The sequence below is a fragment of the Bradyrhizobium sp. genome (genome assembly GCF_019244115.1).
GTDB lineage: Bacteria > Pseudomonadota > Alphaproteobacteria > Rhizobiales > Xanthobacteraceae > Bradyrhizobium.
This window is the reverse complement of the sequence record NZ_JAFATE010000745.1, coordinates 1-19,990: the sequence shown is the minus strand read 5'-3', so window position 1 is coordinate 19,990 and position 19,990 is coordinate 1. Positions and strand designations below refer to the sequence as shown.

Annotated in this window: 16 protein-coding genes and 1 pseudogene; 8 read left to right on the top strand and 9 right to left on the bottom strand. The window is 64.4% G+C overall.

What is annotated here, in order from left to right; translation table 11 throughout:
• The 3 genes and pseudogenes from JOZ76_RS32215 to JOZ76_RS32205 all read right to left on the bottom strand — a co-directional run.
• A pseudogene (locus JOZ76_RS32215) lies at positions 1 to 64 on the bottom strand (CoA transferase); the annotation flags it as partial.
• A 138-nt stretch (positions 65 to 202) separates the two neighbouring features.
• Positions 203 to 574, bottom strand: a complete 372-nt coding sequence (locus JOZ76_RS32210) for a tRNA-binding protein (protein ID WP_291705429.1) — start codon at positions 572 to 574, stop codon at positions 203 to 205.
• A gap of 142 nt (positions 575 to 716) precedes the next feature.
• On the bottom strand, positions 717 to 1,595 hold the full coding sequence (locus JOZ76_RS32205; RefSeq protein ID WP_291705428.1) for an ABC transporter substrate-binding protein: 879 nt from the start codon (positions 1,593 to 1,595) through the stop codon (positions 717 to 719).
• A 78-nt stretch (positions 1,596 to 1,673) separates the two neighbouring features.
• Here JOZ76_RS32205 and JOZ76_RS32200 point away from each other — a divergent pair, with 78 nt between their 5' ends.
• Complete coding sequence (locus tag JOZ76_RS32200) at positions 1,674 to 2,621, top strand: LysR family transcriptional regulator (protein ID WP_291705427.1); 948 nt, start codon at positions 1,674 to 1,676, stop codon at positions 2,619 to 2,621.
• 9 nt (positions 2,622 to 2,630) lie between these two features.
• On the opposite strand, the gene JOZ76_RS32195 is transcribed toward JOZ76_RS32200, so the two are convergent.
• Positions 2,631 to 4,268 carry an ABC transporter substrate-binding protein gene (locus JOZ76_RS32195; protein ID WP_291705426.1) on the bottom strand — a complete coding sequence of 546 codons (1,638 nt, stop codon included), beginning with the start codon at positions 4,266 to 4,268 and terminating at the stop codon, positions 2,631 to 2,633.
• Positions 4,269 to 4,628: 360 nt separating this feature from the next.
• Positions 4,629 to 5,627, bottom strand: a complete 999-nt coding sequence (locus JOZ76_RS32190; protein WP_291705425.1) for an ABC transporter substrate-binding protein — start codon at positions 5,625 to 5,627, stop codon at positions 4,629 to 4,631.
• Positions 5,628 to 5,999: 372 nt separating this feature from the next.
• Between JOZ76_RS32190 and JOZ76_RS32185 the strand changes: the two genes are divergently transcribed.
• From JOZ76_RS32185 to JOZ76_RS32175, 3 genes are all read left to right on the top strand, one after another.
• Positions 6,000 to 7,181, top strand: a complete 1,182-nt coding sequence (locus JOZ76_RS32185) for a TAXI family TRAP transporter solute-binding subunit (RefSeq protein WP_291705424.1) — start codon at positions 6,000 to 6,002, stop codon at positions 7,179 to 7,181.
• Positions 7,182 to 7,386: 205 nt separating this feature from the next.
• On the top strand, positions 7,387 to 8,205 hold the full coding sequence (locus tag JOZ76_RS32180; protein ID WP_291705423.1) for an ABC transporter ATP-binding protein: 819 nt from the start codon (positions 7,387 to 7,389) through the stop codon (positions 8,203 to 8,205).
• A gap of 482 nt (positions 8,206 to 8,687) precedes the next feature.
• Positions 8,688 to 9,974 (top strand): hypothetical protein, encoded by a 1,287-nt coding sequence (locus JOZ76_RS32175; protein ID WP_291705422.1) that lies wholly within the window; start codon positions 8,688 to 8,690, stop codon positions 9,972 to 9,974.
• An 11-nt stretch (positions 9,975 to 9,985) separates the two neighbouring features.
• Here the strand turns inward: JOZ76_RS32175 and JOZ76_RS32170 are convergent, their stop codons facing one another.
• Positions 9,986 to 11,590, bottom strand: coding sequence for a GMC family oxidoreductase (locus tag JOZ76_RS32170; RefSeq protein WP_291705431.1), 1,605 nt, complete (start codon positions 11,588 to 11,590; stop codon positions 9,986 to 9,988).
• A 167-nt stretch (positions 11,591 to 11,757) separates the two neighbouring features.
• On the opposite strand from JOZ76_RS32170, the gene JOZ76_RS32165 reads away from it, so the two are divergent.
• From JOZ76_RS32165 to JOZ76_RS32155, 3 genes are read left to right on the top strand one after another with little or no spacing between them, the layout of a single operon-like run.
• Entirely contained in the window at positions 11,758 to 12,534 is a 777-nt protein-coding gene (locus JOZ76_RS32165; protein WP_291705421.1) for an ABC transporter permease, read from the top strand.
• Positions 12,535 to 12,560: 26 nt separating this feature from the next.
• Positions 12,561 to 13,550: an ABC transporter substrate-binding protein gene (locus JOZ76_RS32160; protein WP_291705420.1), complete on the top strand. Its 990-nt coding sequence runs from the start codon at positions 12,561 to 12,563 to the stop codon at positions 13,548 to 13,550.
• Between the two features lie 53 nt (positions 13,551 to 13,603).
• Positions 13,604 to 14,008, top strand: coding sequence for a DUF302 domain-containing protein (locus tag JOZ76_RS32155; protein WP_291705430.1), 405 nt, complete (start codon positions 13,604 to 13,606; stop codon positions 14,006 to 14,008).
• 336 nt (positions 14,009 to 14,344) lie between these two features.
• Here the strand turns inward: JOZ76_RS32155 and JOZ76_RS32150 are convergent, their stop codons facing one another.
• Positions 14,345 to 15,010 carry a histidine phosphatase family protein gene (locus tag JOZ76_RS32150; RefSeq protein WP_291705419.1) on the bottom strand — a complete coding sequence of 222 codons (666 nt, stop codon included), beginning with the start codon at positions 15,008 to 15,010 and terminating at the stop codon, positions 14,345 to 14,347.
• Between the two features lie 157 nt (positions 15,011 to 15,167).
• The gene (locus JOZ76_RS32145) at positions 15,168 to 16,037 is read right to left on the bottom strand and encodes a sulfite exporter TauE/SafE family protein (RefSeq protein WP_291705418.1); all 870 of its coding nucleotides are present in this window, start codon (positions 16,035 to 16,037) and stop codon (positions 15,168 to 15,170) included.
• A 525-nt stretch (positions 16,038 to 16,562) separates the two neighbouring features.
• On the opposite strand from JOZ76_RS32145, the gene JOZ76_RS32140 reads away from it, so the two are divergent.
• The gene (locus tag JOZ76_RS32140; protein ID WP_291705417.1) at positions 16,563 to 18,131 is read left to right on the top strand and encodes a winged helix-turn-helix domain-containing tetratricopeptide repeat protein; all 1,569 of its coding nucleotides are present in this window, start codon (positions 16,563 to 16,565) and stop codon (positions 18,129 to 18,131) included.
• A 20-nt stretch (positions 18,132 to 18,151) separates the two neighbouring features.
• Here the strand turns inward: JOZ76_RS32140 and JOZ76_RS32135 are convergent.
• Positions 18,152 to 19,990: hydantoinase/oxoprolinase family protein (locus JOZ76_RS32135; RefSeq protein ID WP_291705416.1), on the bottom strand; the 1,839-nt coding region annotated here is incomplete at its 5' end.

Below are 19,990 nucleotides of genomic sequence, written 5' to 3'. Positions count from 1 at the left end.
AGGGTCCGGCGAGCACGCGCGTGAGATCAAGAATCCTGATGCCTGAGAGCGGCAGGGCCGACATGAATTTCCTCCGGGAAAGTCTGGTCTTATGTGGGGGTCGCAGCGCGACTTATGCGCCGCTCGCCAGCCGATACACCATTTTTGACGCGCGCAGCATTGCGTATGGCTCATGCGGCCATCCGCCCTGGCGACGGACCGCCTAGAACAGCCGCGCGCCGTCCGGCACCTCGTGGTCGGGGTTGAACAGCACCACATGGCCGTGCTTGTCGGGAAAGCCGAGGGTGAGCACCTCCGACATGAACTTGCCGATCTGCCGGGGCGGGAAATTCACCACCGCAGCGACCTGGCGCCCGACGAGGCTGGTGGTCTCGTAATGCTCGGTGATCTGCGCGCTCGACCGCTTTTGGCCAATGGCGGGCCCGAAATCGATCACGAGTTTCAACGCAGGTTTCCGCGCCTCGGGGAACGGCTCCGCCGCCACGATGGTGCCGATCCGGATGTCGACGGCGAGGAACTGGTCAAAACTGATCTGCGGCGCCGCTGGCGCGTCGATGTCGGTGAGCTTGTGCATGGCGCTGGTCTTGCCGGGCTGGAGATGACGATTGGCGCTGGACTTGAGCCAAGAATCGCCGCGTTGGCAACGGCCAAGCTTGCAGGTCGGCTCCCCTCAAATGACCGCGACGGCGATCAGCATGTCACGCGGCCGCGCCGTCTCACGCCGGCATGGCGAAGGAGATCGTCGACCGATCATAGTCGCCCGCTCCCATCTTTCCCGCGGGAAAAATGTTGTGCCGTTCGATCCATTCGAACGACTGCGCGTAGGCCTCGCGCGTATACGGCTCGAACACGATGCGCTCGCCCGGGCCCCAGCGCCGCGTGTCCATCATGGCGTGAAACCGCTGCGGGAATTCGTTCCGGTAGTAGTGCGTGTAGAGCTCGGGCCGCAGGTCGATGTCGCGCTGCGCCTTCTTCAGCGCGCGGAAGTAACGGCGGACGTCTTCTCCGTCAGGCATGCCCTTGATCATCGTTGCGATCATGAAGCTGGTATCGATGATCTTGCGAAAACCGAGCTGCTCGGCGAGGTAATACGGCCCGTTGAACAGCGCGGTCGCCGGGCTCTTGCCGTCCAGCAGCATTTCCAGGCGATGGAACAGCATGCCGTCCTCGAAGGTCAGCTTGATCTGGTCGGGCGCGAGATATTGTTCGAGCGCCTGGATGGTGGAGTAATGGCTGCCGGACTGGAAGCCGACCGCGATCGGCACGTCGGCGAGATCCTCAGGGCTGCGGATCGCCGAGTTCGCCGGCACGAAGATTCCCGACGGCGCCACCGAATAGGCATCCGAATAGAGTTTTGTGTGGCCGCTGGACGCCGCGACGTTGACGGTCCAGTGGCAGGCGCAGCTCAGATTGGCCTCGCGGCCCTTCTCGATGCTCTGGAAGGCGCCTTCATTACTCTTGTTATGATGTGCCCCGCCGGACGACTTGATCAGCTCGCGAAACTCGTAGTCGAGGCCTTCGGCGCGAAAATAGCCCTTCTCTTCCGCGACCCATTCCTGCAGGCGGAAATGCGCTTCGATGATGAACTTGCCCATGACGGACTCCTTGTTGCCGATTGACTTCAAGGTAGCACCGGGGAGAAATACTGCCATTCCATAACTGGAATATATGTCATGGCTGATCCGGCATTCGAGCAATTGAGCCTGAGGGACCTGCGCATCCTGCAGGTGCTGCTGCGCGAGTGCAGCATCACGCGGGCCGCCGAGGTGCTGGAGACGACGCAGCCCCAGATCAGCAAGCGCCTCGCCTATCTCCGCAGCCAGTTCGGCGACCAGTTGCTGGTCCGCAACGGGCACGCGATGCAGCCGACCGCCAAGGGCCTCGAGGTGGCGCCGCAGCTGAAAGGCCTGCTCGACACCGCGGACGGCCTGCAGGCCGACGCACGGGTGTTCGAGCCCGCGACGTCAGATCGCCTGTTCGGCCTGCTCGTGACCGATGTCGGCATGGTGCGTTTCCTGCCGCCGCTGCTCGCCCGCATGGCCGAGACCGCGCCTCGCCTGCGCCTGCGCGCCGTGCCGCTCGGCTCATGGCAGATCGAATCCAAGCTCGAAAGCGGAGAAGCCGATCTCGCGCTCGGCGCGTTCCCGCGGGCGGCATCGCATCTGCGGCGGCAGCAGCTCTACTCTGACGGATATGTCAGCGTCGTTCGCAAGGAGCATCCGCGACTGCGCGAAATACGCTCGCTCCCAGGCTTCAGCACCGGGCGGCATATCCTGACCACGGCGTCCGAGATCGGTCATGCCGCGCACGGTCAGGTGGAGCGCGCGATCTCCGCAAAGATCGCGCCGTCCAACATCCTGCTCCGGGTGCCGAGCTTCCTCGCGGGCGCCATCGTCGCCGCGCAGACCGACGGCATCGCCACGCTGCCCGAAAACCTCGCCGCAAGCGTTGCCGCGCCGCTCGGCCTTGCCGTCTTCAAGACCCCGCTACAGCTGCCGCGCATCGAGATCGCGCAATACTGGCACGAGCGCTTTCACCGCGATGCCGCGCATCGCTGGCTGCGCGCGGTCACCTTTGAGCTGTTCGGCGAACGCCGGCGCCACAAGCAGGCGCTACGCTAACAGCCCGACCTATTCCAGCTCGATGGAGCGGTAGTGGCCGGTCTCGTCGAGCTGGGTGCCCCAGACCTTGTGGACAGCCTGGTGCTCGGACGGGCCAAAATTCACCCGCGGGCCAAGGCCCATCTCGAAGTTGCGCATGTTCTCCAGCTTGTCCACCACGGTTTCGGTGTCCAGTTGCGGACCGGCACGCTTGAGCCCCTCGATCAGGATGTTGGCCGTGAGATAGGCCTCGAGCGAGACGTAGTCCGGGGCCTCGCCCGGAGCGTATTTTGCCAGCGCATTCTTGTAGGCCAGCGCCACCGAGGCATAGCTGTCGACCGCGGGCGTGACCTGGGTACAGATGACGCCGCTCGCGTATTTCGCGCCGAGCAGCATCAGCTCGTCGGCAAGACCGGTGCTGCCGACACCGGAGATCGTGGCATAGATCATGTCGGGATAGAGATCCCTGGTCTTCTCGATGAATTTTGCCGCAGGCCTGAAGGTCGCCACCAGGACGACCGCCTTGAGCGGCACTTTCAGTTTCCGCAGCTGTGCCACCGCGTCGTCGACATTCACGGTGTTACGGCTATAGCTCATCCGAAAGATCTGGCCCGTGACGCCGCCGCGCAGTGCGCGGATCGCCTTGGCCACGCCATCCATGCCCGCGTCGCCATAGGCGTCCTGCTGGGTGAGCACGCCGATCTGCTCCGGACGCAGCCCCCGCACCTTGACCAGATAGCGGACGATCGCATCCGCCTCCTCGGCGTAGCCGGCACGATAGTTGAACACATAGCGATCCGGCGGGTCGTGACGGAGCGAGGGCGCGCCGGTGAACGCACCGAAGTAGAGCGCGTGATGCTCGAGCGCATAGGGGATGGAGACCAGCGCCGTCGGACTGCCGTAATTGTCGACGAAGCCGAACACCTGGTCCTTTTCGTAGAGCTGCTTCATCGCGTTGAGCGTTCGCGTCGGCTCATAGCCGTCATCGGCCGTGACCAGCTTGAGCTGGCGGCCGTCAATCCCGCCGCTGTCATTGATCGCACCGAACGCCGTTTCGATACCGAGCTTGAGCTGGCGGCCCATCTCCTTGGCCGGGCCCGAGAAGGGCGCCGCCATGCCGAAGCGAATCTCGGTGTCGGTCACACCCTGCGCCGTGCTCTGCACGTTGCGCGTCGCCGTCGGTGCGGCGTTGGCGATCCGCGCCGCGAGATTGGCCGGGCTATCCTCCTCGCGAACAGTCGGGGTGGCCGGCGCCTGCGCGGCGGCCGCCGGCGCAATCGGCGTAAATGATGGACTGGCAACAACGGTCGGTGCAGGCGCCGCCGGCCCGGCCGGTGGTGTCGGCGCTGCCGCCGATGCGTCGGCCGCCGCCTGCTCTACACGCGTGTCGCTCGCGACCATGCCGGCCGGGCGGGTCATGAACGTCACGCCGACATAGGCCGAGATCGCCGCGACCGCGACCACGAGCCCGATCACGGCGCCAACGAGCACCGGACTGCGCTCGGGCGGCGGCGGTTGTGGAACCCGCTGCACGAGCCGCGGAAACGGATCGCGCAACGCGCGGTCCTGTTCGTCCTGCCAAGGAGCCTGGCGATATTGGCCCTGCGGTCCGCCAGCGGGATCCCGCGGATCTTCACCGTTATCGTGTGGCTCAGACAAACGTCTCATGGTCGTCCCCCAAGGTACGTTTCGAATCGCGTCTATGAATTTTTCGGGATTACAGTCCGATCGCGCGACGCCAAGCACCTGCGCTTGGCGCGTAAGCAGCTATCGCAAAGGCATCACCCGGCACCTGTGTCCCGCAAGCGCTGTTGGTCATGACGAGCATGAGCCGGGAATGCGGCAGCCATTTGTTCGCGTCGCAAGTACCCACCACGCTGGCGCCCCATTTTCCACATCTGCGCGATACCGTAGCACCTTTTCGCGATTTTCGGCGCAGGCAACGGCAGCTGCAAACGATTTGCATGCGGCTTTCGATGCAGCGTCGCTGAAAAAATTTTCACAGGCGGATCCGATCGGCGCACGGAGCTACCGCTTGACGACCGACAGGAACACGTTGGGATCAAAGTACTGCGACGCCGGCACCGGATTCTCGATCTTGGCGACGCGCACAAAAAAGTCAGTGACCTGCTGCAGCCATTCCGTAATGGTGCCGTTGCTGTAGAGCCGACGCCACACCGCGGTGGGGAACACGCGCATCGCACCGAACTGCTCCTTCAAGTCCCGCTCCGGCACCTGCGTATAATATTTGCTGCGCAGAATGCCGAGCGCGTCATTGGCGCGCGCCAGCATCATGTCGTTGCCCTCGATCCAGGCACGTACGATCCGTTCCAGCATCGGCTTGTTGCTCGCATAATAGGCGTTCGACGCCGCCCAGCCGCCCACGATCGCCGCATTCGGATAGAACGCGCCCGCATCGAGGATCTTCTTGGCCTGAGGCACTTTTTCGCGCACGGCAATGTTGAACGGCACCCAGAGAGCGATCGCAGGATACGATCCGCCGATGAACGCGTTCACCGCATCGGCCATCGGCAAGCTCGCCAGGTCGATGTCGGCTGATGACATCTTGTTTTCGCGCAGCGCGTTGTCGAGGAAGACATGCGCCGTGGTACCTGCGGTCGTGACGACGCGCTTGCCACGAAGATCCGCGAACTGCGTCACGCCCATGTCTTCGCGCACCCAGAGCTGTGCGGTGGCATATTCGATCGAGTTGACCAGAAACATCTTGCCCTGACCGCGTGCCGGAAAATTCGAAATCACGGCGCCCGTCACCAGCATGTCGATGCCGTTCTCGGACATCGCCTTGAACAGTTCCAGGCCCGTCTTGAACTCCTTGAACTCCGGATCGACGCCGTTGCGGCCGAAGGCGCCTAGATGATCGGCGAGCCAGAGCTGGCTGTCGACGGCAAGCGTGTGAAGATAGCCGATGCGGACCTTGGCAGATCTCAACTGCGCCAATGCCGGCGTTGCGAGCGCCGACGCACCGAGAGCCGCACCCGACGTGACTAGGAATTTGCGCCGGTCCATCGCCAACCCTCCTGCCCTCAATCGCCGCTTGACCCTCGAACGACCTCGTCGTCGAACGAAGCGACGTGTCCTCCTCTCGCGGGCGCGGACGATGGGCGCCGGCGGCGAGCGGCCCGCAACATCTCGCCATCGGCCGATCAATGCAACTGAAGTTTGCAAGCAACCGGCAGATGAAATCAACCGAAGCTTGTCTCGGCCGGTTCCTCTCGGTCATACAACCTCAATTTGAAGCGCCTCACCATCGCCAAGCCGCGGCCCCAAAACAGCCACGAACCAAACACAGGGTTGATCGGGGTGTGCTTTCGACCGGCGGCACGCGTGGGTGTGCAGCTTGGTGCTGTCTTCAAACAGGCGCGATCAGGGACGGGAACCATGGTGACTCAACCCACTAAGGCAGCGTTTCCGCATTTCCGGCCCGGCGCGGCGAGATCGGGCATCCCCCGCCGAGCAGTGCACGCGCTCGTCCTCGGTCTTCTGTTTGCGACCATGCTGTTGCTGTCCCGCGCGCCGGGCTACGCGCAGACCACGCGCGCGACGAAAGCTGGGCCGACGCCGCTGGCGGAGGAATGGAAGACCAAAATCAATTCCAACACGGTCGCGATCATCGCCGGCAGTCCGGAAGATACCTATCTCGACATCACGCATGATCTCGCCGTGGTGCTCAACGACGACAATCTGCGCATTCTGCCCATTGTCGGCCAGGGCGGCGCCCAGAACATCCGTGACGTCCTCTATCTCAGGGGCGTCGACATCGGCATCACCACGGCCCAGATGCTGCGCTATTTCGCTTCCACCGGGGAACTCAGCCGCTCCCTCGACCAGCAATTGACCTACATCACCCGCCTGTATCCGGAGGAGATGCACGTCGTCGCCGCGCGCGACATCAAGTCGATCCAGGACCTCAACGGCAAGAAGGTGAACTTTGCCGAAGCCAAATCGAGCACGGAGATCACCGCGCGCGACGTCTTTGGCCTGTTGTCCATCAATGTGGACGAGGTCAACATGAACGAGGCGGATGCGATCGCCGCGATCAAGTCCGGCCAGATCGCGGCCACCGTGATGATTTCCGGCAAGCCCGCCGAGGTCATTTCGCGCATCGGGGCGAACGACAACCTGCACCTGCTGGAGGTCCCCTACACGCCGGCGCTGGAAAACATCTATTCGCGCGGCGAGCTCGAGCCACAGCTCTACCCCAACCTGATCGACGGCGGCAAAAACCTGCAGACCGTCGCGGTCGATGCCGTCATGATCACGATCAACTGGCAGCCGGCGACCGACCGCTATCGCCGCGTGGCCAAGTTCGTGGAAGCCCTGTTCAGCAAGTTCCCCGAGCTGCAAAAATCCCCCAGACATCCGAAATGGCGGGAGGTCGACCTCAGCAAGGACCTGCCCGGCTGGGACCGTTTTCCGGTCGCGCAATATTGGCTGCAGCAGGACAAGTTCGCGGAGTTCGTCGCCAAGCGTCAGGTCGGCGATGCCTCAAATCCCGCCGACAAGCAGCGCCTGTTCAAGGAATTCCTCGAATGGACGCAGAATGAGGCCAAGAAGCGCTGAGGCCTGGCGGCTCACATCTGGTGGCGCTTGGCGGCACAGGTCGGTCCCGCCACGAACGTCGCGTTGACCTTCACCACGTCGGCGCTCTATTGCTGCGGCACGCAAGCTGCTCTCCCGACGGCTTGCTGATTTCGGGAGATCGGCCGATGCCTGGTGCCGCATGGCGGCACCTGCTCCGGACCGCGCTCCAGACATGGTTTGTCCTGTGTCCGCATCAAAGCCACCGCTTGCCCGCTTCGAGCATGTTTCCCTGTCCTTCGAGACGCCCAACGGGGTGCTCAAGGTCCTCGATGACGTGAGTTACGAGATTTCGGAGGGCGAGTTCGTCTCCATCATCGGTCCGTCCGGCTGCGGCAAGACCACGATGATGAACATGCTGGCGGGCTTTCAGAAGCCGACGGCGGGATCGGTGACCTTCGACGGCGCCCCGATCCTGGGACCGGGGCCCGAACGCGGCGTTATATTTCAGGATTACGGCGTGTTTCCCTGGCTGACCGTCAAGGACAACATCGCCTTCGGGCTCAAGCTGAAGGCCAATCACGTCTCGATCAAGGAGCACAACGACATCTGTGCGCATTACCTTGCTCTGATGGGACTTTCGGACTTTGCGAACTCCTATCCAAAACATTTGTCGGGCGGCATGCGCCAGCGGCTCGCGATCGCGCGGGCCTATGCGGTCAAGCCGAAATTCCTGCTGATGGACGAGCCGTTCGGCGCGCTGGACGCCCAGACCCGATTGAACATGCAAAATCTGCTGCTGCAGGTGCTCGGCGCCGAAGGCAAGACCGTGATGCTGATCACCCATTCGGTCGACGAGGCGATCTATCTGTCCTCGCGCATCATCGTCGTGACGGCGCGGCCGGCCCGCATCAAGCGGATCATCGACGTCGCGTTTCCCTATCCGCGCCAGGAGGCGATCCAGGAGCTTGCCGAATTCGGCGAGATCAGGAAGATCGTTCGGGAGCTGGTCATGAGCGAATATCAGGCGCAGCAGGCACAAGGCAGCGTGCGGTTCTCGGAATAGCATCTGACCGCCGCGATCGCGATGGCCAGGGCAGACAGTTTGCCGCCCCGAGATCGTCACCGTTGTTCTACGGTCCCACGGAGCGTTGCAGTACCGGCCAGGACTCGCGCACAAGCTGCAATCGTTTGTCCGCCGTGGAAAACAACCTGCAGTGCGCTCTCATCGCAAAAATTGCATCGCTTTCAACTCACACGCGTCCACACTTTGGACGAAGTTTAAGCATAGACGAGGTCCCCTTGTGGGCGCGCGGCAACTACGTCAATTGGGGCGAGCAAGGTCGGGACGTCGGATCAAGCATCGTGCGATCTGCCGGTGTGGTCTGACACAACCTTGGCAAGTCCGATGGCGCAGCGGCGGCGTTGGAGTGCAGAGCCAAACCTAACTGAAGAAAGTCGTCGGCAGTTGCGTGCGCGCGAAGCGTTGCGGTTTCGCGATCCCGTTCGCTTGCCGTCTCGGAGCCTTGAGTAGAGTGAGGTTTTAGCGTGAGCGACTCGGAGAAGATTCCCGGTCCCGACGATCCTGCCTACTACGCGCCACGCCGATTGCGCGACATTGGTGCCGCCGCCGACAAGAACTGGCGGCTACCGACCCAGCAGGACCGGCCTCCAGCGGCAGCGCAGCAGTTGCCCGCGCATGTCCCCCCTCCGGATTTCACGCTTTCAAGCGATGGTGACCGCCGGTCGCGGGGCCGCTCCGACGCATTCAATGAAGCGCTCGCCAAGGTTTTGCGGGAGCAGCTGGAATCCGAGCAGGCGGGCAGCGGCCTTGCCGAGGTGCGACGATCGTCGTTTCGTGCGCTGGTCTCATTTGCATTCGCGGGTGCGACCGCCGCGCTGGTTGCGCTGACGTGCTTTGCGCTCATCTCACCCGAGCCCGGCCTCGGTGGAAACCGCGTCCTGGCAGCGCTCGGATCCTGGCAGGCGATCAGGTCCTTCGCGCCGCAGCCGGCGCCGCGCAATGTCTCGACGCTGGTCGTCCGCAACCAGAGTGGCCTGGTGGGTGAGCTGTTGGAGCTCGGGGTCAACGTCAACCAGCCAAACCCGGGCGCGACGGTCGCCATCAAGGGCCTGCCCGATGGCACCAAGCTCTCCGACGGGGCGCGGAAGAGCGCCGGCGAATGGCGGGTGCGCGCGGAGGACGCCGCCGATACCAGGGTGATGCCGCCGATGGATTTCGCCGGCGACATGAATCTGTCGGTCGAATTGCGCGATAGCGATGGCGCGGCACAGGTCACGAGCTCGCTGCAGCTGACCTGGAAGCCGGCTGCGCACATGGCCGAGGCGGTCGCCTTGAGCGCGGCCGCCGGGCCTGTGGCTGTCCCGGTCGCATCGGCACCGGCCGTCGCTCTGGCGCCGCCACAGCCTATCGTAGCTCCGGCGCAACCGGCACAAGCGGCTGCTCCGGTCCAAGCACCGACGGTCGTGGCATCCGCTACCCCGACGGTGGAGGCACCGTCACCGTCCCCAACTCCCGCCGAACTGACGGCCATGGAGATCGCCGCCTCGATCCGGCGGGCGCAGGAACTCCTGGCAAGCGGCGACATGAAGGCCGCACGGACGCTGCTGCAGCGCGCGGCCGAGCTCCACGATGCACGTGCGGCGCTCGCGCTGGCCAAGACCTTCGATCCGGCGGTCTCGCGGCAGTCGAGCGTGGCCGACAGGACCGGGCCTGACCCGGTCCAGGCGCGCAACTGGTACCAGAAGGCCAGGGAGTGGGGGTCGCCCGAGGCCCAGCGGCTGCTCGATGCGCTGGCGAGCTATCAACGCTGACCACGCGGCACTTAGGACTTGGCGGACAACACGAGCGCGGCGCCCTTCTCCCCGATCATCAGGCTCGCTGCATTGGTGTTGGCCGAGGTGATCTGCGGCATGACCGAGGCATCGATCACGCGCAGCCCGTCCACCCCGCGAACGCGCAAGTCGGGATCAAGCACGGCGCGGTCGTCGCTTCCCATGCGGCAGGTCCCGACACAATGGAACACGGTGCCGCCGGTCCTGCGGGCGAATTCCCAGAGGCTCGCAGGGCCCGGCGCTTCGGGTCCGGGCGCGACCTCGATGTCCCAGAGGTCACGAAACGATTTTTGGCGAAAGATGTCGCGCAGGATGTTCATGCCGCCGACCAGCGTCTTGCGGTCGATCTCCTCGGCAAAATAATTCGGAGCGATGCGCGGCTGGTCCAGCGGGTCGGTCGAACGGATGGCAAGCGTTCCCCGCGAGCGCGCATGGCACTGCCAGGCCGACGCGGTGAATCCGGAATAGCGATGCAGCGGCTCGCCGGGCTTGTCGACCGAGAGCGGCATGACGTTGAACTGCACGTCGGGCCGTCCGTCCCTCGCATATTGGGTGCAGGCGGCGCCGCCGACCTGCCCGGCCCCGACGGTCAATGGCCCTCGGCCTGCGAAGAGCCATTCCGCGCTCATTTTTGCGAGCTGGTAGGGACTGCGCACCTGGTCGTTGAGCGAGATCGGACGCTTCAGCCGGACGATCAGGCGCGCCTGATAGTGGTCCTGCAGATTGGAACCGACCTCCGGCGCGTCGACGACAACGCCGATGCCAAGACCGTGCAAAAGATCCGCCGGCCCTATTCCGGAGAGCTGCAGCAGTTGCGGCGACTGCAGCGCGCCCGCCGAGAGCACGATTTCACGGTCCGCCTGGGCGCCAAAACGCTGCCCTTGCCTGATCCATTCCACGCCGGTCGCTTTGCGGCCCGAGAACAGCACACGGCTGGCATGAGCACCGGTCATGACGGTCAGGTTGGCCCGCTGCGCGACCGGGCGCAAAAACGCCGACGCCGCGCTGCTGCGCCAGTGCCGGCCGATGCCGAGCTGATAGCGGCCGACGCCATGAGTGGTGGCGCCGTTGAAATCGTCATTGTGCGGCAGTCCGAACTCGACAGCCGCAGCGACCCAGGCGGCCGCGGCCGGATTGTCATTGCGCAGATCCGACACCTCGAACTCGCCCAGGGCGCCGTGATATTGGCTTTCGCCGCCGCGATAACGCTCGTACTTCCGAAAATGCGGCAGCACGTCGCGATAGGACCAGCCCGTGGCGCCCAGGCGCTCCCAATCGTCAAAATCCTCGTGCTGGCCGCGGATGAAGATCAACCCGTTGATCGAAGACGAGCCGCCGAGCACCCGGCCGCGCGGCCACATGATAGGGCGGCCGGCGGTGCCCTCGCCCGGCTCGGTCAGGAACAGGCGGGAAAACCGGCCGTCATAGATCGACCTGTAATAACCGACCGGGAGCTTCAGCCAAAAATTCCGGTCGGATCCGCCGGCCTCCAGCAGCAGGACGCGGCAGGCCGGATCGGCCGAGAGGCGATTTGCCACGATGCAACCCGCCGAACCCGCGCCTACGATGATGTAGTCGTAGCCTTTTGCAACCATGGCAGCGTTCAGCACGAACTCCAGCGGGAAGACAAGCGGCGATTACGAATGATGGCCAGGCGCGGAAAAGACAACCGCTTTGACCTATCGACGGCCGGTCGTGCTATGACTATCGTCGGCGGAATGGCTCTGCGCCGCGAACCATTCCACGCGACGGAACGGGCGACATGACGAAACGCCTTGGCGTCTCCAGGCGAGTGCTGCTTGGATTTGTGCCGTGGATCGGCGTGGTGGCCGTGTGGTATGGCATCCGCGCCAGCGGCTACATCAACCTCTCGCTGATCCCCGCCCCGCATCAGGTCGCCGCAAAATTCGTCGAGCTGGTGCTGCATGAGGGGCTGCTGTTCGACGTCTATGCGTCGGCACGCCGCGTCTTGCTCGGCGTCGTTATGGGCATCCTGGCCGCGGTGCCGGTAGGCTTCCTGCTCGGCTGGTACCGGAGCGCACGCACGCTCGCCGATCCCATGATCAATTTCTTCCGGGCGCTGCCCCCGATCGCCCTGATTCCGTTGGTGATCGTCTATTTCGGGGTCGACGAGACGGCCAAGCTCGTCATCCTGTTCTATGCCGCGTTCTTCTCCGGCGTCATCGTGATGTATGAGGGCGTCTCGCAGATCACGCCGCTCTATATCCGCGTGGCGCGAACGCTGGGCGCCGACGAGTTCGAGATTTTTCGCAAGGTTATCATTCCATTAACCCTGCCCCACATCCTCACCGCGCTGCGTGTCGCACTGGGCGTCACCTGGGCTACGCTGGTCGCGTCCGAACTGATCGCCGCGCAACGCGGACTGGGCGCAATGATCCAGAATGCGTCGACCTATTTTCTGCTGGACACCATCTATGTCGGCATCATCTGCATCGGCTGCGTCGCGCTGGTCATGGACACGGGCTTAAGGTGGCTCAGTGCCCATTTGCTGGCGTGGCAAGAACGGACCACGGCATGAGAAAAACGGAAAAGGGAGAGCGTACCATGCATCGACGACAATTTTTTGGAACGGCTGCAGGTCTCGCACTGAGCGGACTGGCGGCGCCCGCGCTGGCGCAGGCCACCACAAAAATCCGGGTCGGCTATCTGCACACGCTCGCCGTCGACGGGCAGATCTGGACCGGTATCGACCGCGGCTCGTTCGGCAAGCAAGGGCTCGAGCTGGAGCTGCGCCAGTTCAACACCGGTCTGGAGCTGTTTCAGGCCCTGATCGGCGGCAGTCTCGACGTGCTGGCGACCGGCGCGGTGCTGTCGAATTTTCCGGCCCGCGGCCAGGGCAAGGTGTTCCTGATCAACGACATCGAGGTGGCAACGGCCCAGCTCTGGGTGCACAAGGATCAGGGCATCAATTCCTTCGCCGACCTGAAGGGTAAGCGGATCGCAACCACGACCGGCACGACCGCTCATGTCTTTCTCGATCATGCGCTGCGCGCCAACGCGGTCGATCCCAAGGACGTCGAACTGCTCAACCAGGCCATGCCCGCCGCGGTGACATCTTTCATCTCCGGCGCGGTGCCTGCCGTCGCGCTGTGGGTGCCATTCAACATCACCGTCCGCGACAAGGTGCCGGATGCGCTGAAGCTTGCGGACGCATCCGCCTATTACCCGAAGGCCGCGATCATCGGCGGCTGGGCCGCTGCCAACGATTATTACGCCGCGAACCGGGCGACGCTGGCAAAACTCATCAAGGGCTGGAGCGAGGCCAATGACCATGTCGTCGCGCACAGCGAGGAGGCGCTGGAGGCGCTGCAGAAGGCGCATTACAGCCAGGTGCCGCTCGGCGATCTGAAGGAACAGTTCAAGGCCCAGAAGATGTTCACCGCGCGGGAGTGGAAGAAGCTTTATACCGACGGAACCGTGGTGAACTGGCTGCAGCAGTCGACCGATTTCTTCATGGCCAACGCCGGCATCAAGGATTTTACGCCGGCGAACAAATATTTTGATCCAAGCCTTTATCTGGAGGCGATGGCCTGAACCGCGCGCTTCTTCCCTTACGGGTGGAGGTCCGCTTCGTGGGAGCGCAGGCAATGGCCGCCGAAGGTTTGATCACGATACGGAGCGCCTACGGACCGGAAGACACCATGAACCGGTTCGACGCCGAGGTGCGGGCCAAGGGCATGACGGTGTTCGCCCGGATCGATCATGCGGCGGGCGCCGCCGCCGTGGGCCTGCCGCTGCGGCCGACTGATCTGTTGATCTTCGGCAATGCCAAGGGCGGCACGCCACTGATGCAACAGGTCCAGACAATCGGGATCGACCTGCCGCTGAAAGCCCTGGTCTGGCAGGACGCCTCGGGCACGACATGGCTGTCCTACAACGATCCGGCCTGGGTCGTGCAACGTCATGGTCTCGATGACACGGCCAACGCGACGGTCAACGCGATGAGGCAGGCGTTGCATGCGATCGCAAGCAAGGCGACCACAGTTCCGTGAGAGCTTGACATCAGTTCGAACGGACGAGCTTGCTCCGCTCGTCCGGCTTGATGCGCACGATCAGTTTGTAGCCGCCATTGCCGTCCGGCTTGAACACCGACGCCTTGCCCTCGCCGAGATCGGACCAGTCCTTGTCCTCACGGCCCCAGCAACGAAATGAACATCGGATCGGAGGGCCACAGATCAGGGGGCCATAGCGTGAGCCAACGCACCGACACAATGATCGACAAAACGATCGCCAGTAGGGCGAGAACCCGCGAAATTGACCACGTCGAGCGCGGCCGACGAGCGAACGGTCGTCCATCCATCCGGAGCTGTGCCATGCAACACCTCGCCTCAATCCGACGACCCGGGAGACAGTTGTGCCCACTCGTCCGCCTGAACGCGGACGATCAGCTTGAAGCCGCCCTCCCCGTCCGGCTCGAACACGGAGGCTTCGCCTTCGCGCAGGTCGGACCAGTCCTTGCCGAAGGCATCGACGATGTTCGGCTTGTGGGTCACGATCACGAGATTGCTGTCGACCGGCGGATGCAAGGCGACCAGCATGCGCAGGGCCTGAGCCCGTCGATTCTTCTCCTCGGGCGAAAGAGCGGCGCCGGCCTCGGCAAGGTCCGGCAGGGTTTGCACCTCGGCGAAGGTCATCAGCTTTCCCGTATCGACCGCCCGCTGCAGCGGGCTGGTCAGGACCATGCCCACGGGAATCCCGAGTCGTCGCAACGACGACCCGATCGCTTCCGCCTGCGCACGCCCCTTGTCGCTCAGCTGGCGCTCGCCGGCCGCGGCCTTGCCGCCTGCCGGACTGCTCATCGGGTCCGCATTGGGATTGCTCATGGCGTCCGTCTTTTGATCTGACGTGGTCGCGCCGTGGCGAAACACGATCACATATCCGCCCCAACGCAGGTCGCTCGCCCAGTCATTGGTGGAGGATGCAGCCAGGCTGGCGGTCATCGTCGGCGACCAGATCAGCAGCGAACACAACAACGACAATCGAACGCCACGCATGGATGCCTCCTTCAGTCGCTTCCTTCAGGGATGAACTGTCATTGCCGAGGCGAGCAACCTGCGACGGGACCATGACCGCGTCATGCGTGTTTCTCCTTCCATTGAGCTGCTCACCGGCAATTGCGGGGCGATGCGACGCATCCGTTCGTCGCCAACTTCAGAGAATGAGGCCGATGCCGGACAGCACGAGCAATGTGTTGACGACGAGTTCGAACTGCCGGTCCGAGAGCCGCTTGAAGATGCGCAGCCCGAACCACGCGCCAAGCAAAGCCGCCGGCACGAAGGCAAAGACCTTCCAGTCCAACGCTGCCTGCGCTGCCGATGAGGACGGCCGCATCAGGTGGATGGCGATCAGCGTCACCGGCTGCATGCTGAGAATGAACGGCTGATAGATGCCGCGCTGGCGCGCCCTGTCCCAGCCTTTCAAGCCGCACCAGATGGTGACGAATGCGCCGGGAAAGCCCGCCAGCCCACCGGTGATGCCGCCGAGAAAGCCCGCGCATGAGTCCGACAGCGGCCCCGTCTGCAGCGCGCGAGCCGGCCAGCGGAGCAGAAGGTAACAGCCATAGCTGATGAGCATGCCTCCGATCACGGTGCGATAGGCCGCGGTCGGAAGATGCAGCAGGAGCAAGACGCCGGCCGGTACGCCGAGGACGCCGCCGGCCAGGAAGACCCCGAGATTGCGCCAATCGATCGCCCGCCACAGCGTCGCGACGCTGAGGCATTGGATGGCGATGCTGCACACGATCATCACCTGCACCGCTGCAACGGGACTGTCCATGACGTGAAACAGCATCGCCCCGCACAGCGCGGAAAAGGCAAATCCGGCGATGCTGGAGACGATGGAGGCGACAAAGACCGCGACGAGCGCATAGGCGACGCCGGGAATGCCCTGCGCGGCGAGCAGCGTGCCCTCCACCACGAGAGAGGCGACGCCGATCACCGCGACGGCGGCCGTACCCACCCCACCAATGCCCGCGCGCTGTCCGAGCCACAGTTTTCCGGTTTGAACCGACTGTTTTTGCATTCTTACGCATTTTTGCTGGCGCAGCGGGCGCGGGACCACCGTCCACCCATCGCGCGCGTTCCCCGTCCGTGAATCGCGTTCTCGTCCGTGAATGATGTGTCAGGTTACGCGCCAGCCGCCTGGCGCCGCGGAAGCCGCGGACAGGACGCCGCTACTTCATCGCCGCATGCTCAGAGCTCAGCGTCGGGTTCATGTCGAAGGCACCGTGGCCGCACGTGCTCGGCAAGAGGATTGCGGCTCGCTTCGGCAGCGAAGGCGGTTCCAGCCATCAGCGCCGACACGAGAACAAGGGCCCCTCCAACATACAAAGCAGCGTTCAATTGAGTTCTCCCAATTTGCTCGGAAAATGCTTCAGGCCCGGTGAGGCCGTACTCGCCGGGAAACGGTCGGGCCGTTGCAACCCTCGAAGGCTGCGCGAGACATAATGGGAGGTGAAGCAAAAGACTTTGTGGTCCAGTTCATTTTTGCTCTAGATGATCTTGATTTTTAATCCAGGGGCCACAACGCCTTTCTTGGAGCTTCGACGTGAGATTCATTTTCGCCGATCATACGCTGGACGTCAGCCTGCGCGAACTCAGGCGCGGCGCAACGCCGGTTCCCGTCGAGCCGCAAGTGTTTGATCTCTTGACCTATCTCGTGAAAAACCGCGATCGCGTCGTGACCAAGAACGATCTGCTCGGCGCGATCTGGGGCGGCCGCATCGTGGCGGATTCCACCCTGGCGAGCCGCATCAACGCCGTCCGCAAGGCGGTGGGCGACAGCGGCGAAGAGCAGAAATTGATTCGAACCATCGCGCGCCGCGGCGTCAGATTCGTCGGCGACGTCGAGCTTCGGCCAGCGGACGCCAAGCGCGCACGAGAGGGTACAACACCGAACGGCAAGGCATATTCCCCACGCGTCGCATTTTCTCAATCCGAGCGTCGCGGCATCGCGGTGCTTCCCTTCGTCAACATGAGTGGCGAAGCGGACCAGGACTATTTTTCCGACGGGATCAGCGAGGACATCATCTTCGCCCTGTCAAAACTGCGTTGGTTTTTCGTGATCGCGCGCAACTCATCATTCACCTACAAGGGGAAATCCGTCCACATCAAACAGATCGGCGAGGAACTCGGCGTCGGCTACGTCGTCGAGGGCAGCGTGCGCAAGGAGGCAGGACGCGTCCGCATCACGGTGCAGCTCAACGATGTCACGACCGGCAGTCATCTCTGGGCGGAACGCTATGATCGTGAGCTCGCCGACGTGTTCGCGCTCCAGGACGAGATCACGGAAGCGATCGTTGCGGCGATTGAGCCGCAGCTTTACCGGGCGGAGCATCGCCGGGCCCGGCGCAAGCCGCCCGAAAACCTCGATGCCTGGGACCTCGTCATGCGTGCGCTGGTGCATTTCTGGCGCGTGACCCGCGACGACCACCGCCAGGCGCAGGAATTGCTCGAGCAGGCCATCGCGATCGATCCGAACTACGCGCAGGCGCTCGCCGTGCTTGCGGTCAGCCACACGTTCGGCGCCCATATGGGCTGGGAGAGCGCGGCGACGGCAACGCCCATCGCCGAACGCGCGGGTCTTGCGGCGGTCCAGTGCGACGGCGAAGACCCCTGGGCGCATCTCGCGCTGGCCTGCGCCCATGCCTGGCGGGGCCGGATCGAGGACTCGGTCGCCGCCTACGAAACGGCGCTGCGCCTCAATCCGAACTTCTCGCTGGCGCTCGGCTGCTATGGGACGATGCTGTCCTATACCGGGCGCTGGCGCGAAGGCGCCGACGCTGCCCACCGCGCGATGCGCCTCTCGCCACGCGAGTTCTCCGCGATCTACAATGGGGTTGCCGCCTTTGCCGCCTTCGCCGAAGGCGACTACACCGAGGCGATCCGGCTGTCCCGCGAGCTCGTGCGGCAATACGGCGATTTCGTCGTGGGCCATCGCGTGCTCACGGCGGCGGCCGGCATGATCGGCGACACCGAGCTCGCCGCGCAGGCGCTGCAGGGGTTGCGCCGGGCGCAGCCAAACGTCTCGCTCGCCTGGGTCGCAACGCAGCTGCCGATTCGGAACGAGGAACGCGTCCGTTACGTGGAAGGCCTGCGCCGCGCCGGACTGACGTAGTGCGAGCTGTTTTCGATCGCTCAGATCGAACGCGCTTTTGCCACGCGGATGTCGAGCCAGCCGAGCGCGTTGACGACAACCTCGTCGCCCTCGTTGATCAGGACCGTCGTGGTCTCGGCCTCGATGATAGCGGGGCCGGAGAGCTGGTCGCCGGGCCTCAGATCGTCAAGCGCATAAACATCCACCTCGCGCCAGGCGCCGAGGAAAATTTTTCGGCGCGCACGCGGCGCAGCGCCTGGCGCAGCGGCGACTGCACTCGCCGCGGCGTCCGGCACCTCGACCTGCCCGATCGCGGCGACGCGCGCGTTGACGAACACCACCTCCTGGTCGGGCGAGGCGTAGGTGTAGAGCTCCTCGTGTCGGGCGTGGAAGCGTGCCTCGATGTCTTCGATCAGCGAAGGCCGACCGAGGTCGATGCCGTCGAGCGGCACGTCGATCTCGAAGATCTGCTCGCCATAGCGCATCTCGGCCGAGCGCTCGATCGTGATGGGACCGTCGAACCAGCCGCGCAGCCGCTCGGACGCGCGCGTCTCAAGCTCGGCGAAGATCTTTCGCACCTCGTCGGCCGTCGAGCGGCTGCCGGTCTCGAAATGCGTGCGGGAGAGCTCGTAACGCAGGTCGGAGGTCAGCATGCCCCAGGCCGACAGCACCGAGGCGGTGGTCGGCACGATGATGCGCGCGATGTCGAGCTCGCGCGCGAGCGCGAGCGCATGCAGACCCGCGGCGCCACCAAAACTCAAGAGCGCGTAGCGTCGGGGATCGACGCCACGGCGCACCGTCATCAAGCGGATGCCATCCGCCATCTTTAGATTGACCAGGCGAAACACGCCGGCCGCGGCCTCGATGCGGCCGATCTTCAGCGCATCGGCGAGGCGGTCGATCGCAACTTCCGCGGCGGCGACATCCAGCGGACGCCGCCCGCCCATGAACGCCTTGGCGTCGAGATAGCCGAGCACGACATTGGCATCGGTCACGGTCGCGCCAGCGCCGCCATTGCCATAGGCCGCTGGCCCTGGCACGGCGCCGGCGCTTTGCGGACCGACGCGGAAGACACCGCCGCGGTCGACCGAGGCGATCGAGCCGCCTCCCGCCGCCAGGCTCACGATGTCGAGGCTGCGCAGCGCAATGCGCTCGCCGTCGATCCCGCCATCGGCCGACAACGACACGCGTCCCTCCGAGATCAGCGAAATATCGGTCGAGGTGCCGCCCATGTCGAAAGCGACGAGATCACCGATGCCTAGCATGGCGGCGCAGCGACGGCAGCCGGAAATGCCGCCGGCGGGGCCCGACAGCACGGTGGCAGCCGCAAGGCGCGCGGCCTCCTCGACCGGCGCCATGCCGCCATGGGACAAAATAATGAAGAGAGAACCTTCGAAGCCGGCCTCGCGCAACCGTCGTTCGAGCTGCGCCAGATAGCGCTGCACGACGGGTCCGACATAGGCGTTCACGACCGTGGTCGAGACGCGCTCATATTCCTTGATCTGCGGCAGCACGTCGCTGGACAGCGAGATGCTGACATCGGGCAGCTCGCGCGCAAGATGCGCGGCCGCGGCGCGCTCATGCGCCGGATTGCGATAGGCATGCAGGAACGCGATCGCGGCCGAGGTCACGTCCTGCGCTTTGATGGCGGCAATCGCCGCGCGCAGCGAGTCGGCATCGAGCGGAATCAGCACATCGCCATTGGGCCGGAGCCGCTCGCGCACGCCAAGGCGCAGCTCGCGCGGCACCAGGGGTGCGGGCGGCGGTGTACGAAGATCATAGCGGTCGGGCTTCAGGCCCTCGCGCATTTCCGGGATGTCGCGATGGCCGGCCGTGGTCAGAAGCGCGACACGCGCCCCCTTGCGCTCGAGCAGCGCGTT

Coding starts and splice junctions, on each gene's coding strand:
- JOZ76_RS32145 (WP_291705418.1), bottom strand. CDS start 16,037: ATGCAAAAACAGTCGGTTCAAACCGGAAAACTGTGGCTCGGACAGCGC.
- JOZ76_RS32200 (WP_291705427.1), top strand. CDS start 1,674: ATGGCTGATCCGGCATTCGAGCAATTGAGCCTGAGGGACCTGCGCATC.
- JOZ76_RS32190 (WP_291705425.1), bottom strand. CDS start 5,627: ATGGACCGGCGCAAATTCCTAGTCACGTCGGGTGCGGCTCTCGGTGCG.
- JOZ76_RS32205 (WP_291705428.1), bottom strand. CDS start 1,595: ATGGGCAAGTTCATCATCGAAGCGCATTTCCGCCTGCAGGAATGGGTC.
- JOZ76_RS32185 (WP_291705424.1), top strand. CDS start 6,000: ATGGTGACTCAACCCACTAAGGCAGCGTTTCCGCATTTCCGGCCCGGC.
- JOZ76_RS32195 (WP_291705426.1), bottom strand. CDS start 4,268: ATGAGACGTTTGTCTGAGCCACACGATAACGGTGAAGATCCGCGGGAT.
- JOZ76_RS32160 (WP_291705420.1), top strand. CDS start 12,561: ATGCATCGACGACAATTTTTTGGAACGGCTGCAGGTCTCGCACTGAGC.
- JOZ76_RS32165 (WP_291705421.1), top strand. CDS start 11,758: ATGACGAAACGCCTTGGCGTCTCCAGGCGAGTGCTGCTTGGATTTGTG.
- JOZ76_RS32170 (WP_291705431.1), bottom strand. CDS start 11,590: ATGGTTGCAAAAGGCTACGACTACATCATCGTAGGCGCGGGTTCGGCG.
- JOZ76_RS32210 (WP_291705429.1), bottom strand. CDS start 574: ATGCACAAGCTCACCGACATCGACGCGCCAGCGGCGCCGCAGATCAGT.
- JOZ76_RS32155 (WP_291705430.1), top strand. CDS start 13,604: ATGGCCGCCGAAGGTTTGATCACGATACGGAGCGCCTACGGACCGGAA.
- JOZ76_RS32150 (WP_291705419.1), bottom strand. CDS start 15,010: ATGCGTGGCGTTCGATTGTCGTTGTTGTGTTCGCTGCTGATCTGGTCG.